The sequence below is a fragment of the Candidatus Woesearchaeota archaeon genome (assembly GCA_026394965.1).
Classification (GTDB): Archaea; Nanobdellota; Nanobdellia; order Woesearchaeales; family 0-14-0-80-44-23; genus JAPLZQ01.
On record JAPLZQ010000120.1, the window covers coordinates 1 to 14,688 of the forward strand.

Here is a 14,688-nt window from a genome sequence, read left to right on the forward strand (position 1 = left end):
CCCTGCAGTGCGTCTTTATTGTTGTCTTCTTTCCCTTGGCGATTTTTGAGAGGAGCTTTTTCTCCTGCTCAGTGAATCCCCTTTTGATTTTCCTTCTCTCCCTTGAGGGAAGGAGCTTCATGAGGGATTCTATGCTCATTGACTGCAGTTCTTCCAGTTTCTTTCCCTTGAAAATAAATTCTTTCTTGACCATTTTTTGTTACCTTGTTTTTTAAAAAATAAAATTGTAAATTCTTTAGTTCTTCTTTCTCCTTCCTGTCCTTGAAGGCCTTATCTTTCCTACCTTTCTTCCCGGAGGAGCGTTCTTTGGAGCGATTGTCGGCTTGCCCTTGTGGTGCGAGCTTGAGCCTCCGAACGGGTGATTCACAGCATTCATTGAGATTCCGTGGATTCTTGGGTATCTCTTGTTTCTTGCATGCATTGCGAAATATCTTATTCCTGCCTTGAGCCACGGCTTTGAAACCTTTCCTGCTGCCGCGACATTTCCTATCATTGCCATGCACTTGCCGTTGAATATCTTCTCTTCTTTCGAAGGCATCTGCACCAGTATCTTGTTTCCGATTTTTGAAAGCACCTTTCCGTATGCCCCTGCTGCCCTGATGAGTTTTCCCCCGTCTCCGGGTATGAGCTCAAGATTGCAGATTATTGTTCCAGCAAGGATTTTTTCAAGGAGCATTGTGTTTCCTGTCCTTGCTTCCTCGCTGTTTACTGAAAGCATATCCCCTACTCTCACGCCTTCGGGCGCAACTATTAATGCTTCCTTGCCGTCAGCGTATCTCACTCTTAAAAGCGGAGCTGAGTGCCCCTGGGAGTGTAGCAATTCAATTATCATGCATGTTGTTGGCTCCCTTTCTCCGTATGCGCATTCTCCTGCATACCTGAAGCTTGGAGCTCGATATCTTCCGCTTCCCTTTCCTCTCTTCTGGCTTATAAGGTTCTTTCCCATTTTGTAACACTCACATTATTTACATTATGCCGAGCTGGGTTGCTATGTCAATTGCCGGCGTCTCTTTTGAAAGCCGGGCATACGCCTTCTTTCTCCCTTTCATGTCGCGAAGCATGTTGACTTTCTCAACCTTTACCTTGAACATTTTTTCAACAGCTTTCTTCACATCGCTGCTTTCTGCATCCCCCTCAACCACAAAGACGAGGATGTTGTCTGATTCCATCAGCCTTATCGCTTTCTCGTTTGACACCGGATATTTTATGACTTTTGAAGCATCCATCTTTCTCACTCAAACATTTTTTCCTTTTCAATTATCTCTATTGCCTTCTGCGTGAAGAGCGTGGCTCTTCCGGGAACAGCGCCCGGCGCAAGGTCTCCTGCGTTTATCTCGTTGATTATCTTGACTTCAACAGGGAGGCTTCCTGCAGCTTTTCTCAGGTTGCATTCCTTTGAGACAACGATGAGGATTCCCCTGTTTCTCACATATCTCCTGCCCCTTGATTTTCCCTTTCCTGCGCGGATTCTTACTTTTCCGTTTCTTTCCATCTCTTCGCTGAATCCGAGCTTTTCAAGCGCCAGGGAAACTTCCTTTGTCTTTCTGAGCTCCTCAAAGTCGTTTGTTATTATGAACGGGTATTCCTTTGGTATTATGTGCCCTCTTGCAGAAACAATTTTTGGATTCATTGTTGCAGAGAGGCTGCTTCTTATTGCCTTCTTGTTCTCTTTCTTGTTTATCTTCTGAATGACTATCTTCTCTGACTTTGGAGGATGGGCTCCTCTTCCGCCAACTGTTCCCGGCATAAGCGCTCCCACCCAGAAGAAGCTTGAGCCTCTTCTTGTCATGGTCTTTCTTGGAATCCTTGAGATTCCCTTTCCATATGTTCCCTTGAAGTTTCTTCTCCTTCTTGAGAGCTTTGCAGAAGGCCTCTGTCCTGCTTCTTTGAATGCGCCGTAGCTCTGCCTTTTGCCGTTCTCTATTGCAAGAACCGCTCTTTGTATGAGGTCGCTTCTTACTTCCTCATCAAACTGGGCTGGCAGCTTTGCTTTTCCTATTTCCTTCTTTTCCAGGTTGAGTATGTTTAATTGCATTTTATCCTCAGTTTAATCATTCTTTATCTGAAATAAGATTCTTCATCTGGAGCGCGCCTTCAGGAAGCTTTTTCTTCTCCCTTATTGCGCAGTTCATCCTTATCAGGCGCTTTTCGCTTCCTGCAACAGAGCCTTTTATGAGCACGTATGGGTTTCTGATTTTTCCGTAATGCTCAAATCCGGATTTCACGTTTATGTCGTCCTTTCCGACTTTGAATATGAGCTTGTTGTATTCAGTTCTGAGGTGGTACCCCATCTGCCCTGCGTGTGCTACCCTGTACATTATCTTTCCCTGGGAGCACCAGTCTGACAAGCTTCCCGGTCCCCTCTTTGTGGCTTCTGACTTGTGGGCTCTTATTGCAACTCCGAACCTTTTTACAGGTCCCTGTATGCCGTAGCCCTTTGTGACTGCATGAATGTCAACCCTTTCCCCTTCCCTCAGCACTTCATCAACTGTAATGTCTTTGCCTATCCTTTCCTTAAGATAGTTGAATTTGTCCTTGACATCCCCTGAAAGCGCTGTTTCAAAAATTTCCGGTTTTTTCTTTCCTATTCCGGTAGAAGAAGGTTTTGTATAAACAAGCGCCCTTATGTCGCTGAAATCAGAAAGTTTTCCCCCGATTTCTTTCATTTTGTCTTCGAAGGATTTTTTTGAAAGGCATATTTTTCGTGAAAGCTCTTTTTCGCTTCCAACAAGAATTTCTGTTGCAACCTTCGGGTTGCCGTTGATGTTTTTGTAGAATCTGATTGATGCGAGCCTTAATGGCGGGCATTCAATAATTGTAACGGGGCTCACTATCTCTTCCCCTTTTGTGAGCGATGCAGCCCTGCTGTCGAGGATTATTGCCTGCATCATTCCAACTTTGTAGCCGGCAAATCCAAGAATAGCGCATTCCTTCCTGTCTGCAGCATAGGTTCTTATTCTTGCATAGGGCCTTTGTGCTCTCTTTCTCGGCCAAAATTGCATGCTTCCTTTGTGAGGGCTTCTTGTGGTTGGCATTTTTTATCAGTTTTTTTATTTTTTTGAATATTTGCTGTTAAAAGCCTCTTAAGTTATTCAGAATAAGGTTTTGACTAAAACCGTACTGAAAAACTTTTTTTCCAGGCTCGTTTAGTTCACTATTTCTTCTGCATATGGCTTTTTCCAAATGCCAAAATACCGAACTCTAAACTGGGAAAAGGAACCCGTTTATAAAGCTTTCTAATCAGGGGGTGAAAATCGGTTTTTCTCCCGGATTCTGCATTTTTTGGCTGTTTTTTAACCTCCAATTTTTAATAATCAGTATTTTTCAATAATTTCCTGTATTTTTTTTTAATTATGGCATTAATTATTTATTTATTATCACATTTAAACGAAGGATAGTTTTTCTTTTTCATCTAAAGTTTTATAAGTATGCGGGATTAATTTTCTTTCATGGACGAAAATGAAAGAGGGGAAAGAAGGGTTTTTGCTGCAATAACAGATGCAGGGCTTGAGGATTTTTCTCTTGAGGAAATAATTGAAATTCTTGGAAAGAATGCTGAGATTGTCTCAAAGGGAAGGTGTGTTGTGAAATTCATCGCATCTTATGAGCAGGCATGCCGGCTCTGCTATCTCGCGCAGTCAATAAAAAGGTGCATCCTGGTTTTTTCAGATGCAGAGATTTCAGCAAATCTTGAGGAAAGCGCTGAATCTGTTTCAGCCCTTCTGAAAAAGGAGGAGCTGGAGTTCCTGAAAGATTCCTCGTTTATGGTTGAATGCGAGAGGACAGGGAGCCACAACTTCCAGAGCGTTGACCTTGCACGGGAAATCGGCGCTTCAATCATGAAGATGGTGGGCTGCCATGTTGAATTTAAGAATCCAAAATATATGCTGTTCTCCCTTGCGGCTGAAAACCACTGCATTACCGGGCTTGACTTTTCCGGCTTTGACCTGAGCAAGAGGGAATACAAGATTTTCAACCATCCGAATTCCCTCAAGGGGACAGTTGCATATGCGCTTTTCAGGAATGGCTTTGATGCTGTTGAAAAGATTGGAAATAAGAATAAACCATCTGAATATTCAATCCTCAACCCCTTCTGCCGTTCTGGAGTTGTTGCAATCGAGGGCGCGATATTCTCTTCAAGGCTTCCAATACATTATTTCAGGAAAGACGCTTTTTCATTTCTGGGATTTGAATTCCTGAAAGAGAGTTTAGATTTTTCCCAGATTTTCTCAAAAATTGATGCAGATGCGGTAAATGATTCTGACAAGTCCTTTCGTATTTTTGCCTCGGACAGGGAAATCAGAAATATTTCTTCTGCAAAGAAGAATGCGAAGATTGCAGGTGTTGAGAAGAAAATCCGCTTCAGCAGGAATGACATGGAATGGCTGGACATAAAGTTTGATGACAGGATTATTGATTCAATAATCTCTGATGTATCCCTTTCAAAGATTGACAACCGCGAAAAGGTCTGGAAGGAGTTTTTCAACCAGTGCAGCCTGCTTTTGAAGGACAGCGGCGCAATTTCAATTGTCTCAAGGGATGAGGAGATTATGAAAAAATTTGCAGGGGAATACGGCTTTTGCATATCTCAGCACAAGCAGGTCTGGCAGGGGCAGCAGCTCCTTGATTTCTATCTCATTAAAAGAAAGGAATAAATTCTTATCCCAGGTATCTCCAGATTTCAACTCTTCCTTCGCTCCCTTCTTCAGAGTGCGCAAGCCTGAAGCTCTCATTGTTTCTCAGAAGAAACAGAAGCCCCTCTTCCTTTTTTTCCCAGACAAGCCCGTTTTTCATATCAGGTGTTATCAGGATGTATCCCGTATCGTATTTGCTAAGGAGCGCCCTTGTTTTTTCAAGGCTCCTTGAATAAAATATTGAATTGGAGTCGTTCAGGCGCTCGCTTCTGTTTTCTGCATATGCAAAATTCTCATCTGATACCGCCTTTCCCCTGAAGTATTCAATCCAGAATCCATTTGTATAATGGGAGAATACTGTGCTTCCCGCCCTTTCTTTTTCAGAAAGCCACTCCAGAGATTTTATTATGCTCGCATCCGGCCCCGCAGTTGAAGCCCGCATTATGAATAAGACAGTTGAGAAGAGGAGCCCGCAGAAAACAAGGACAATTGTGGTGTCCCTGACAATCTTCAGGTTCCATCTTCTGTTCATTATGAATGATATTGCGCTTCCTGAGAATATTGCAGCGGAAAACGCAAGAGGCAGCACTGAGTCTGAATTAAGGAGAAAGGCAGTTATGAAAAGCAATGAAAGGAAATAGCTCAGGTATAATGAAGCCCTGTTTTTCCACATCACAAAAAATCCTATTGTGCCAAGCATTATCTGGAATATGCTTATTCCGTTTATGGGCCCAAGCTCTGAAATAAGCCGCGATACCCCGCTTTCCAAAGGCGCTTTTGGAAGCCCGTACCTGAACAAAGTAATCTGGTATATTGGTGAAATGCAGAGCATGACTGTGAGAAGCACAATCAGCCTTGAGCGCTTTTCAGGGTTATTGTATGTGTAAATTGTGCTCATAATTATTGCAGTTATGAAATTGAGGAATCCAAAAAGCCCTGCTGCAAGGAAAAGGAAAAGGCTTATGATAAAATAGGATTCCCTGTCGCTTGTGAAGAAGTAAAATGCAGAAAGGAGAAGCATTATCCCCATAATCTGCGAGTTTGAGAAAGTTCCGGAATAGAGGAATGCGGGCGTTGCAATCAGGGAGACGAGTATAAGCCACCTTCTGAAGATGGGAATCCCTGATTTTTTCAGTATCAGGTAAAAGAAAAGTATTGCTGCTGCTGCGCATATCGGAGGGAAAATTATTGACGCATTTTTTATTCCGATAAATCTTCCAAAAAAGGCAAGCACATAATCATATGGGTTGAAGACAATTGGCGCCATTCCAAAGCTTGACATGTCATTCTTCTCCGCATTTCCCGAAAGAATTGATTCAGCAATCCTTGCATGGTAGTATGGCGCGCTTCCGGGAATTATTGACTCATATTTAACTGCCCTTATGAGATAAAAGCATCCGATTATTATCAGAAATCCTATGAATGCGTAAAGCAGAGTCTGCCATTCCTTAAGCTTTATGCCAATTGCATTTTCTGAAAATTCCTCTGAATTGAACCTTTTTTTCAGTTTTCCCTTCAGTCTTTTTTCTGCCATTTTTAGCTCTTCTTATTCATCTGAAAGCCTGCACAGCACACGGTATATCATTATTTTCGGATTGCTGTAAACCAGTTTGAAGCATTTTTCATCACCTGAGAATTCAAGCAGGTTTTTTCCGAATTCCTTCTCTTCCCTCTCTGAAAGGTAAATGAAATCCGCATTGTATTTGTCAAGTATTCTTAATGCAGCAGTCTCATATGGAGTTGAATATGCTTCCCTGATATCACTGTATCTCTGGTTTATCTGCTCAATCAGGAAAAAGTTTGAGTCAATTACATTTCTGCATCCGGAAAAATAGTTTATGAGAGTTCCAGATTCGGGCGATGACAAAACAGCGCTTTCAGGGAATTCATCCGATACATTTTCCCTCAGGAAATCCATCGCAGAAATCTCATCATCTGAAACTGAGCCCTTTACAGATTCAGCTGCGTATATGAATGAGTTGAATATTGATGATACTGCAAGAAGGGAGATTATGGCGTAGGATATTATCCTTTTTCTTGAGGCAAGCTTTGTCTTTTCTATGTATAACATCAAAACCCGGTAGAAGAACCCGAAAAGCAGCGCAAATATCACTCCGAGAATCATTAAGCCAAGGCTGAACTCAATCAGCTTCAGCCAGAGGAGAAGCATTGCAGAAAGGGCAAATGCAGTCAGGAGATATATGTTCTTTTTCCTTTCCTTCTGCGTGTAATTGTACAGCACATAAATCCCTGCAAGGAAAGGTATTACATTTATCTTGTATATCACATCAAGCATGTTGAGCTTCTGAAAATACCTTGCCATTATGTCAGTCGGAAGGTTTTTCCACACCATTGAAAGCCCGTGCGCAAGGAATGCATCCTTGAATACTATGAAGTTAAGCCATAATATGAATATTATTGAGAACAAGATAAGCTCCTTTCTTGAACTGCTTTCCCCTATATTGTCAACTTCAACCAGCAGGAGATACATTACGAGCGCCATGAGAAAAAGCAGAACAAGCGAATCAAGGAGTGCGCAAAAAACCATTGTTATGAGAAAGTATATGACAGATGAGCGCTCCTTTTCGCTCTTCATGAAAAAGTAAAGCATGAGAAAATTTGCAGGTATGCTCATTGAAAGTGTGCCCAGATTATTTATTGTCTCGCTGATTATTATCGGAGAGAATCCTGCTGCAAATCCTGCAATCAGGGATGCCTTCCTGCTTCCGCTTATTTCAAGGCTTATCAGGTATACTACTAAAACTGTAAGGGATGCGCAAAGGTTCATGAATACCTTGAAGATTGTTTCGGGCGATGCAATCCTTCCAAATACTGCGTATAATCCGGCGCAAATGTAGTGCATTCCCGGGAGAAAGAGAAATGTCCTTCCGGAATAGCTAAGTTCATCTCTGAATATCGGAGCTCCGGTCTTTGCAATGTTAATTATCTGCCTCAGGTTGAAGTATGATGAATCATCAGAAAATGTTTTCGTCTGCAGCGAAAAGAAGAGCCTGAATGCAAAGATTAGAATGAGGATTGCAATCAGCCATTTTTCCTCTTTCCTGATTTCCATTTTGGCTTATCCCTCTTATCCATCTATTCCTAAGTTATTCTTGTTCCGGGCTCAATTTTCCTTTCTGTTGTCAGAAGCACGCACTTGTCGCCATTTTCAGTTTCTGCGCAAAGAAGCATCCCCTCTGAAATTTCTCCGCCGAATTTAGCCTTCTTGAGGTTTGCAAGAACAATGATTTCCTTTCCCATGATTTCATCCTCCTTATAGTAAGGGACAAGGCTTGTCACAATCTGAATGGGCTTTTCCAGCCCTATCTCGACCTGGAGTTTGTAGAGCTTTTCTGTTTTGGGAACCCTTTCAATTTCTATGACTTTTCCAACCCTTAAGTCAAGCTTCTTCCAGTCCTCAAAATTAATTTCTTCCATTTTTACTTCTCCTTTATCTTTACAAGGTCTCCTATTGTCATTGAGTTGCCGCCCTTTTTTTCCGAATAGTGAACATGCGTTTCCTCAACCTCTTCAACTATCTTTATCTTGAGAATCCTTTCAATCTTTCTTGCAAGTTCTATTGGCGGCGTGAATTCACCCGTCTCAAGCTTGTGAAGGAGGGAATCCTTTACTGAAATCATCTTTGCAAAGTCCTCCTGCTTGAGATTGAGCTCCTCTCTCCTGTTCCTTATCTTGGCTGAAAATCCCTCAACTATCTTTTCCACAATCTCCGGCTTTTCAGGGATGCTTTCCCTTCTTTTTTCCTCATCCTCTGTTTTTTTCCTTTCGACTTCTGCGCTCTTGTGCCCGACTACCTTGCCAAATTTGCTGCACTTGGCGCAGGCATTCATTTCTGTCCCTTCGACATCAATCCTGAAAAGCTCATCGCCCTCTTTTCCGCAAAGCTCGCAAACCATATTGCCTGTTTTCATTTTGCATTCCTTCCCCCTTTAGCCGGAATAAAATTAATGCTTATTGTCCTTTCCCTAGGACCGTCAAATTCAGCAAGCATTATCCTCTGCCAGGTTCCGAGCTCCATTTTCCCCTTTTTCACAGGAACCAGTTTTTCAGCGCCAATTATCGCTGATTTTATGTGGGCTTCTGCATTGCTGTCAATCCTGTTGTGCTCATATTTTCCTTTCGGGACAATTCCTGAAAGCGAGAGCATTATGTCGCGCTTAAGCCCCTCTTCACCCTCATTTATTATTATTGAAGCTGTTGTGTGCTTTGACAATATAAGCAAGAACCCATCCCTTTTTGAAATCTTGGTTAAAATCTTTTCAATCTCAGGAGTTATGTCAATAAGCCCTTCCCTGCACTCTGTCTTGATGTGCAATTCAGCCATGAGCCACACCCCTTTTTTCACTCAAACCAGATATTAATACAGAATTAAATCTTTTCAGCGAAATATTTAAATGTTCCTCTTTGGCGGATTTTTTTATTTTTAATCCTTCCATAATCTGATGGTTTTATGGTTTCCTTTCCGCCCTTATCCCCCTTATCTTTTCTATGATAAGGTAAGCTGCAAGCGCAAGCGCTGCTCCGCCAATGAATATCAAGAAGAGCTGTGTGCTCCCAATCCCTGAAACTCCCAGAGATTCTCCCCCAGCTGCCATGGGCGCAGGAAGGGAAGAGTCCGCTGCTGCTTCTGAATATGCTGCTGTTTTTGCAGACATTAGATTAAGAGAAGAGCGCCTGAAATTGCCTTTAAGGATTGAGAACAGGGGTATTGAGGATGCTACGATAAGCACGGTTACTGCTGTGAAAAGGAGGTTTTTTATCCTGTCCCTTAATCCGCTTTCAGCTTCCTTTGGGGCTATTATTATGTATTTGTTTGCAAGGGAGTAATGGTTTACTTCTTTTCCCTTCTCGCTGTAGTGGAACTCATTTGCAGCCACAAGAGTGCTTTCCACGAGGTTTTTCATGTTGTAATGAACTGTTGAAAGCGGAATCATCAGCGCCTTTGAGATTTCAGTCTCAGTTACAGAGCCCTTTTCTGCTATTAAGTCCAGTATCTTCTGGGCTGTTTCGCTTCCTATTGCATCAGCAATCTTCTTCAGCTTCACTTCGTTCAATGAGAGCAGAAGGAATGATTTTTTTTCAGCCATATTCATCATCTTGTTTTCTTTTTAATCATTAATTTTCATAATTAATTTATCCTGCAAAAAGGTTTTTCCTGTTTTATTTAAACCTATTCTTAGCTTTAACCTGATTTGAACCTATTGAAATCTTTCTCGCACTTTTTCCTTAACTTCTTTTGAGTAGTTGCATAATCTTTTATTTTTGCCCCTGCTCTTTTAAAAAGTGGAAAGCGAAAAGCGCGATAATCCGGATAAGGAAGACTTTGTTCTTGAAAAGAATGCATCTGATTCCCATCATCCTCTGAGAGAGGACATAGTAAGAGTAAGAGAGGTATCTGTCTCATTTGGGCAGCATGTTGTCCTAAATAAGACCAGTTTTGAGATAAAGGAAGGCGAGATTTTCGGAATAATCGGGATGAGCGGCTCTGGAAAGACAACTCTCTTGACAACTATTGTCGGCGCGCTTAAGCCCCAGGAGGGGGATGTGCTGTTCCAGTCCAAGCAGGCGCTTGGCGAGAAAAAGTTCTCGTCTGTTTTTAAAAATCTTTATCTTGTGGGCTCAACATTTGGGTTTGCAGCGCAGATTCCCTCATTTTACCCAGAGCTTACTGTCTGGCAGAACCTTGAGTATTTCGGCGCGCTTTATGATCTTCCAGAAGAGCTGGTTGTTGAGAATGCAAAGAGGGCTCTGAAGCTTGTCGGGCTTTTTGGGCAGGAGCATCTTCAGGCAAAGTTCCTTTCCGGCGGAATGCAGAAGAAGCTTGACATTGCCTGCGCGATAATACATAATCCATCAATTCTCATCCTTGATGAGCCCACAGCAGACCTTGACCCAATTACTAGGGGGGACCTCCTTTCCCTTTTCAAGAAAATAAACAAGGAAGGAAAGACCATAATAATCGCATCTCATTTCCTGATGGAGCTTGAATTCCTCTGCCACAGGATTGGGATACTTCACGAGGGGCATATTGCCGAGGTTGGAACAGTTGAGGAGCTTAGGAGAAGCTTTTCCAACAACAAGGAGATTCACCTCCAGACCGCAAACGGAAAATATGACATAATTGTTGAGAAGCTCAGGAAAACCAAGCTTCTTGAGATAACTCAGATTGTGGACAAGGGGCATAAGCTTGTCATTTACACTCCCGAGGCAGAGGCAGTTCTGCACCATCTCCTTGTTGCAGTCAAGGAATCTTCAGACAGCATTGTCAATGTTGATGTTGCAAGACCGTCGCTTAATGAGGTTTTTGAGAAGATAATAAGGCACAAATAAGGGCAAAATGCACAAAGTTTTAAAGATAATAAAAAAGAACATAAGGCTTCTTGTAAAATCCAAGGGCTCTGCATTGATAGTAATACTGGGTCCGCTCCTTCTCATATTCCTTGCAGGGATTGCATTTGACAATTCCAATGCATACAAGATAAACATAGGCGTTTATTCGCCGGAATCAACGCCCCTTATCGCCTCTTTTGTGGATAAATTAAAGGGTGCGCAGTTCCAGACAATTGAGTTTGAGTCAGAGTCAAGCTGCATAGAGAGCATAAAACAAGGGAGGGCGCACACATGCGTTGTCTTTCCCGCTGGAATGGATTTTTCCGGGAACAAAACTAACAGCGTTCTCTTCTATGTTGATTATTCCAAGGTGAATCTCGTCTGGATGGTAAGAGACACCCTCTTTTCAAAGATTTCAGAGAGGACAACAGAGATTACAACCGGGCTTGCGGATGTTCTTCTCACCAAAATGAGGGACACTGTTTCTGAGCTCAATTCAAAAAAGAGCATCTTAACAGAGCTTTCCACAACCAATACTAAAACAGCCCAGGATGTAATTGCAATAAAGTCAAGCCTTAATTCGCTTGACCTTTCAATGAGCAAGGACAGCTTCAACATTGCAGTCCTGAAAAACCAGATGAGCTCCCTTAATGACATTGCAAGGCAGACAATTAATCTAAGCATTGACACTCTCAACTCAATAAAGACTTCAAATAATTCAGGCATAATTAACTCTGCAATTGATGACCTTTCAGAAATAAACGCAACCCTTCAGTCGACATACGGAGGAAATTCCTCATCTCTCCTTTCCCTCATAACAAGCGTTGAAGCAAAGCTTGATGAGACAAAGGCGAAGCTTGACAAGGCAGGGCTTGCGAGAAGCGATGCATCCTCCAAGATTGACGCAATAAAAGCCCTTCTTGATTCTGATTTGAAGAAGATAGCTATCCTGCAGAACTCATTCAATTCAATAAGCCAGAGCCTTGGGACAGCAAGCATGCAGAGCGCCGAGGCAATTGCAAGCCCTGTTACAACAGTGATAAAGCCGGTCATAACCCGCTCATACCTCGGCTACATGTTCCCGATTCTGATTGTAATGCTTACTATGTTTGTGAGCATAATACTTTCAACAACGATAATAATGATGGAGAAGAAGTCAAGCGCGCACTTCAGGAACTTAATAACGCCGACAAGCAGCACAACATTCTTCTTTGCAGCATATCTTACAAGCATGCTTCTTGCAGTTGTGCAGATATTCATCCTGCTGTTCATCTCAATGGTGTTCTTCAATGCAAACATCCTGAGGATGATTCCCGTTATAGGATTTCTCCTGATTCTCATCTCCACATTGTTCATCCTGATGGGCATAGCGATAGGTTATCTCTTCCATTCAGAGGAGACAGCGACAATGGCTGCAATCTCAATCAGCAGCATCTTCCTCCTCTTATCAAATGTTGTGCTTCCGATAGAGAGCATGCCTTCTTATGTCATGAAGATTGCTCAATTCAACCCGTTTGTGATATCAGAGTCCCTTTTGAAAAAGGCAATAGTGTTTAACACCTCTGTATTTTCTGGGGGGAATGAGATTCTGTGGCTAATTGTTTACATAATAATACTCCTTGCGGCAATTCTTTTCTATGAGAATTTCACCTCAGGGACAAGCCTGCGGGAGAGCGCAAAAGCCCTTATTCCCCAAAAGCCGTTTGAAAAGGGCAGGATTTCAGTTATTGAAAGGATAAGGGGGAAAATTGGGCGCAGGAGAAGAAATGTCCAGGGAAGCAGCTCTGAAAAATCCTATGTTAAGGAGAAGAGAAGCCTTTCAGATGCAAATAGCCTCGGAGAGCTTATTGAAATGCTTGAGAGCATGGACAGCGAGGAGTTTTCAAGGTATTCAAGAGACGAGTTTGCCCAATGGGTTAAACTGAACATAAGAGAAGAGGGGCTTGTTGAAAGAATACTGCGGACTGAGAGCAAGAAGGAGATGGAAGATGAGTTCAGGCAGGCTTATGACAGGCACCTCAAGAGAATTGCAGAACTCAAGAAGCAGATAGATGAGAAGAAGAGAAAGCTCAATCTGAAATAAATATTAATACTATTTTCTTTAAGTTATCATAAATAAACCATTATTTATTTTCCGTCGTGGAATTGCTGGCAACAGAGCTAAACCCATTTAAAATTCATTGGAATAAGTTTTTTGCTTCATTCTTTCCGGCATTTGGCTTTAAGGCAAAGTTATCAAGCCCATCCTTTAACCTAATTTTCAATCCTTTTTTCAGCAAAAACAAGCTAACTCTCACTTTTATTCATAGTTTATTCATAGTGCCTAAAACTTCACAGCATTCAAAGAAATGCAAATACGCTTTTTAGGCGTAAAAGCAGGATTTAAATAAAAGAGCGGCTCTCCAAAGCCCAGATTAAGGGCAAATATGAGGAAAAAGTGAGAAAAACACTAAAAAAGCAGAATAGAAGAAGGCTGAACAAGGCAAAAGCGCCTAAAAACAGCAGGAAAGCAGGCAAAAACCACTTTTTTGTGATTGCCGTGTCAGGCACGCCAGGCACAGGCAAGAGTATTTTAAGCCATTTCCTTTCCAGAACTCTCACTTTTCACTATGCAGATGTCAAGCAAATCATAAAGAAGCATAAGCTTAGTGAAGGATTTGACCTGAAAAGGGATTGCCTCATAGTTGATACAGAAAAGCTAAGCAAGGTGCTGATTTCCCTTATAGAAGGGCTTAAATGCTCTAAAAAGCCCAAAAAGGGCATAGTCATAGACTCTCACCTCTCTCACTTTATCCCTTCTGAAAAGGCTGATTTGTGCATTGTCTGCACCTGCGCTCTTCCAATCCTCAGGAAAAGGCTTGAGAAGAGGGGCTACAGTGAGGCAAAAGTGAGAGAAAACCTTGAAAGCGAGATTTTTGAGGTGTGCAGAAGCGAAGCTCTTGAGAAAGGGCATAAAATCCTTACTCTCAACTCTTCACTATCTAAGAAGGAGTTTTTGAATGCTTCCTTAAAAGCAGTAAAAAAGGAGCTTAATCTTTAAATCCAATTTTTCTCAGTTTTACTTTTACCATTTAATCTTTTTTATGAATCTTAGATTTTTTTTAAAGTAATTAAAATAATTGTTTTGATTTATTTTTTTGAAAATTATTGAAATTTTCATTTTTACCTTTTAATTAATTTTTAATCAGAAAATGCCAAAAACTGGCTGTTTGACATGTCCCGACTTGTCCCGTAATACGGGACATGTCCCGTTTATTTCAGGGACAAGTCATATTCAGGTGTCCTTTAAACCGCATAAAAAAGAATTATTGAGAAATTATCTTCCCGATATCGTAATCTTTGCCTTTCCGCTAAGGTAAAATCCCTTTTCCCTTATCCCAATCGGCTTATCCAGGATTTCAATTCCCTTCTTTCTCAGTTCGCATATCAGGTTTCTTATGCTTTTCTCCTTTTTTCCGAGGGATTTTGCAATATCGCCGTAGCTCAGCGGGCGCTCGTAATAATAAAGTGTTTTTATTATCTCCAGTTCGCTTGCAGGGAACCTGCTTCTGTCAAATGATTCAGGAATATTATCTGTTATGCTTTCCGGATTATTTATTGCTGTTTTTGGCTTTGTTTCCTGCTTTGGATGGGGGTTTTCTATGATTTCTTCTTCACGGGACATGTCCCGTAAATGTCCCGCACTTGTCCCGTGACTTGTCCC

At 41.8% G+C, this 14,688-nt stretch carries 16 protein-coding genes; 4 read left to right on the forward strand and 12 right to left on the reverse strand.

The features are described from left to right. The 5 genes from rps19p to NTV63_05610 form a co-directional block, all read right to left on the reverse strand. A partial coding sequence (rps19p, locus tag NTV63_05590) for a 30S ribosomal protein S19 (GenBank protein MCX6710389.1) occupies positions 1–193 on the reverse strand: 193 nt, incomplete at its 3' end. A gap of 42 nt (positions 194–235) precedes the next feature. Next, positions 236–946, reverse strand: a complete 711-nt coding sequence (locus NTV63_05595; protein ID MCX6710390.1) for a 50S ribosomal protein L2 — start codon at positions 944–946, stop codon at positions 236–238. A gap of 19 nt (positions 947–965) precedes the next feature. After that, positions 966–1,226: a 50S ribosomal protein L23 gene (locus NTV63_05600; GenBank protein ID MCX6710391.1), complete on the reverse strand. Its 261-nt coding sequence runs from the start codon at positions 1,224–1,226 to the stop codon at positions 966–968. Positions 1,227–1,231: 5 nt separating this feature from the next. Then, positions 1,232–2,035, reverse strand: a complete 804-nt coding sequence (gene rplD, locus NTV63_05605) for a 50S ribosomal protein L4 (GenBank protein ID MCX6710392.1) — start codon at positions 2,033–2,035, stop codon at positions 1,232–1,234. Positions 2,036–2,051: 16 nt separating this feature from the next. Further along, positions 2,052–3,035 (reverse strand): 50S ribosomal protein L3, encoded by a 984-nt coding sequence (locus NTV63_05610; GenBank protein MCX6710393.1) that lies wholly within the window; start codon positions 3,033–3,035, stop codon positions 2,052–2,054. A 414-nt stretch (positions 3,036–3,449) separates the two neighbouring features. Between NTV63_05610 and NTV63_05615 the strand changes: the two genes are divergently transcribed. Beyond that, positions 3,450–4,655, forward strand: coding sequence for a THUMP domain-containing protein (locus NTV63_05615; GenBank protein MCX6710394.1), 1,206 nt, complete (start codon positions 3,450–3,452; stop codon positions 4,653–4,655). A 4-nt stretch (positions 4,656–4,659) separates the two neighbouring features. Here NTV63_05615 and NTV63_05620 read toward each other — a convergent pair whose 3' ends face one another. From NTV63_05620 to NTV63_05645, 6 genes are all read right to left on the reverse strand, one after another. Next, complete coding sequence (locus NTV63_05620) at positions 4,660–6,168, reverse strand: hypothetical protein (GenBank protein MCX6710395.1); 1,509 nt, start codon at positions 6,166–6,168, stop codon at positions 4,660–4,662. A 12-nt stretch (positions 6,169–6,180) separates the two neighbouring features. Continuing rightward, the gene (locus NTV63_05625) at positions 6,181–7,707 is read right to left on the reverse strand and encodes a hypothetical protein (protein MCX6710396.1); all 1,527 of its coding nucleotides are present in this window, start codon (positions 7,705–7,707) and stop codon (positions 6,181–6,183) included. Positions 7,708–7,736: 29 nt separating this feature from the next. Then, positions 7,737–8,072 (reverse strand): tRNA-binding protein, encoded by a 336-nt coding sequence (locus tag NTV63_05630; protein MCX6710397.1) that lies wholly within the window; start codon positions 8,070–8,072, stop codon positions 7,737–7,739. A gap of 2 nt (positions 8,073–8,074) precedes the next feature. Next, the gene (locus NTV63_05635) at positions 8,075–8,566 is read right to left on the reverse strand and encodes a multiprotein bridging factor aMBF1 (protein MCX6710398.1); all 492 of its coding nucleotides are present in this window, start codon (positions 8,564–8,566) and stop codon (positions 8,075–8,077) included. Beyond that, a complete protein-coding gene (locus NTV63_05640) occupies positions 8,563–8,979 on the reverse strand; it encodes a secondary thiamine-phosphate synthase enzyme YjbQ (GenBank protein MCX6710399.1) in 417 nt (138 codons plus the stop codon). The genes NTV63_05635 and NTV63_05640 overlap by 4 nt, the downstream gene beginning before the upstream one ends. 124 nt (positions 8,980–9,103) lie before the next feature. Beyond that, the gene (locus tag NTV63_05645; GenBank protein ID MCX6710400.1) at positions 9,104–9,742 is read right to left on the reverse strand and encodes a helix-turn-helix domain-containing protein; all 639 of its coding nucleotides are present in this window, start codon (positions 9,740–9,742) and stop codon (positions 9,104–9,106) included. 196 nt (positions 9,743–9,938) lie between these two features. On the opposite strand from NTV63_05645, the gene NTV63_05650 reads away from it, so the two are divergent. The 3 genes from NTV63_05650 to NTV63_05660 all read left to right on the forward strand — a co-directional run bounded on the left by NTV63_05650 (position 9,939) and on the right by NTV63_05660 (position 14,025). Next, positions 9,939–10,985, forward strand: a complete 1,047-nt coding sequence (locus NTV63_05650; GenBank protein ID MCX6710401.1) for an ABC transporter ATP-binding protein — start codon at positions 9,939–9,941, stop codon at positions 10,983–10,985. A 7-nt stretch (positions 10,986–10,992) separates the two neighbouring features. Next, positions 10,993–13,068, forward strand: coding sequence for an ABC transporter permease (locus tag NTV63_05655; GenBank protein MCX6710402.1), 2,076 nt, complete (start codon positions 10,993–10,995; stop codon positions 13,066–13,068). A gap of 354 nt (positions 13,069–13,422) precedes the next feature. Further along, entirely contained in the window at positions 13,423–14,025 is a 603-nt protein-coding gene (locus NTV63_05660) for an adenylate kinase family protein (GenBank protein ID MCX6710403.1), read from the forward strand. A gap of 276 nt (positions 14,026–14,301) precedes the next feature. Here NTV63_05660 and NTV63_05665 read toward each other — a convergent pair. After that, positions 14,302–14,688, reverse strand: a 387-nt coding sequence (locus tag NTV63_05665; GenBank protein ID MCX6710404.1) for a hypothetical protein, incomplete at its 5' end; no start/stop codon positions are given.

Coding starts and splice junctions, on each gene's coding strand:
- NTV63_05655 (MCX6710402.1), top strand. CDS start 10,993: ATGCACAAAGTTTTAAAGATAATAAAAAAGAACATAAGGCTTCTTGTA.
- NTV63_05615 (MCX6710394.1), top strand. CDS start 3,450: ATGGACGAAAATGAAAGAGGGGAAAGAAGGGTTTTTGCTGCAATAACA.
- NTV63_05625 (MCX6710396.1), bottom strand. CDS start 7,707: ATGGAAATCAGGAAAGAGGAAAAATGGCTGATTGCAATCCTCATTCTA.
- NTV63_05620 (MCX6710395.1), bottom strand. CDS start 6,168: ATGGCAGAAAAAAGACTGAAGGGAAAACTGAAAAAAAGGTTCAATTCA.
- NTV63_05630 (MCX6710397.1), bottom strand. CDS start 8,072: ATGGAAGAAATTAATTTTGAGGACTGGAAGAAGCTTGACTTAAGGGTT.
- NTV63_05600 (MCX6710391.1), bottom strand. CDS start 1,226: ATGGATGCTTCAAAAGTCATAAAATATCCGGTGTCAAACGAGAAAGCG.
- NTV63_05640 (MCX6710399.1), bottom strand. CDS start 8,979: ATGGCTGAATTGCACATCAAGACAGAGTGCAGGGAAGGGCTTATTGAC.
- NTV63_05645 (MCX6710400.1), bottom strand. CDS start 9,742: ATGGCTGAAAAAAAATCATTCCTTCTGCTCTCATTGAACGAAGTGAAG.
- NTV63_05635 (MCX6710398.1), bottom strand. CDS start 8,566: ATGAAAACAGGCAATATGGTTTGCGAGCTTTGCGGAAAAGAGGGCGAT.
- NTV63_05595 (MCX6710390.1), bottom strand. CDS start 946: ATGGGAAAGAACCTTATAAGCCAGAAGAGAGGAAAGGGAAGCGGAAGA.
- NTV63_05610 (MCX6710393.1), bottom strand. CDS start 3,035: ATGCCAACCACAAGAAGCCCTCACAAAGGAAGCATGCAATTTTGGCCG.
- rplD (MCX6710392.1), bottom strand. CDS start 2,035: ATGCAATTAAACATACTCAACCTGGAAAAGAAGGAAATAGGAAAAGCA.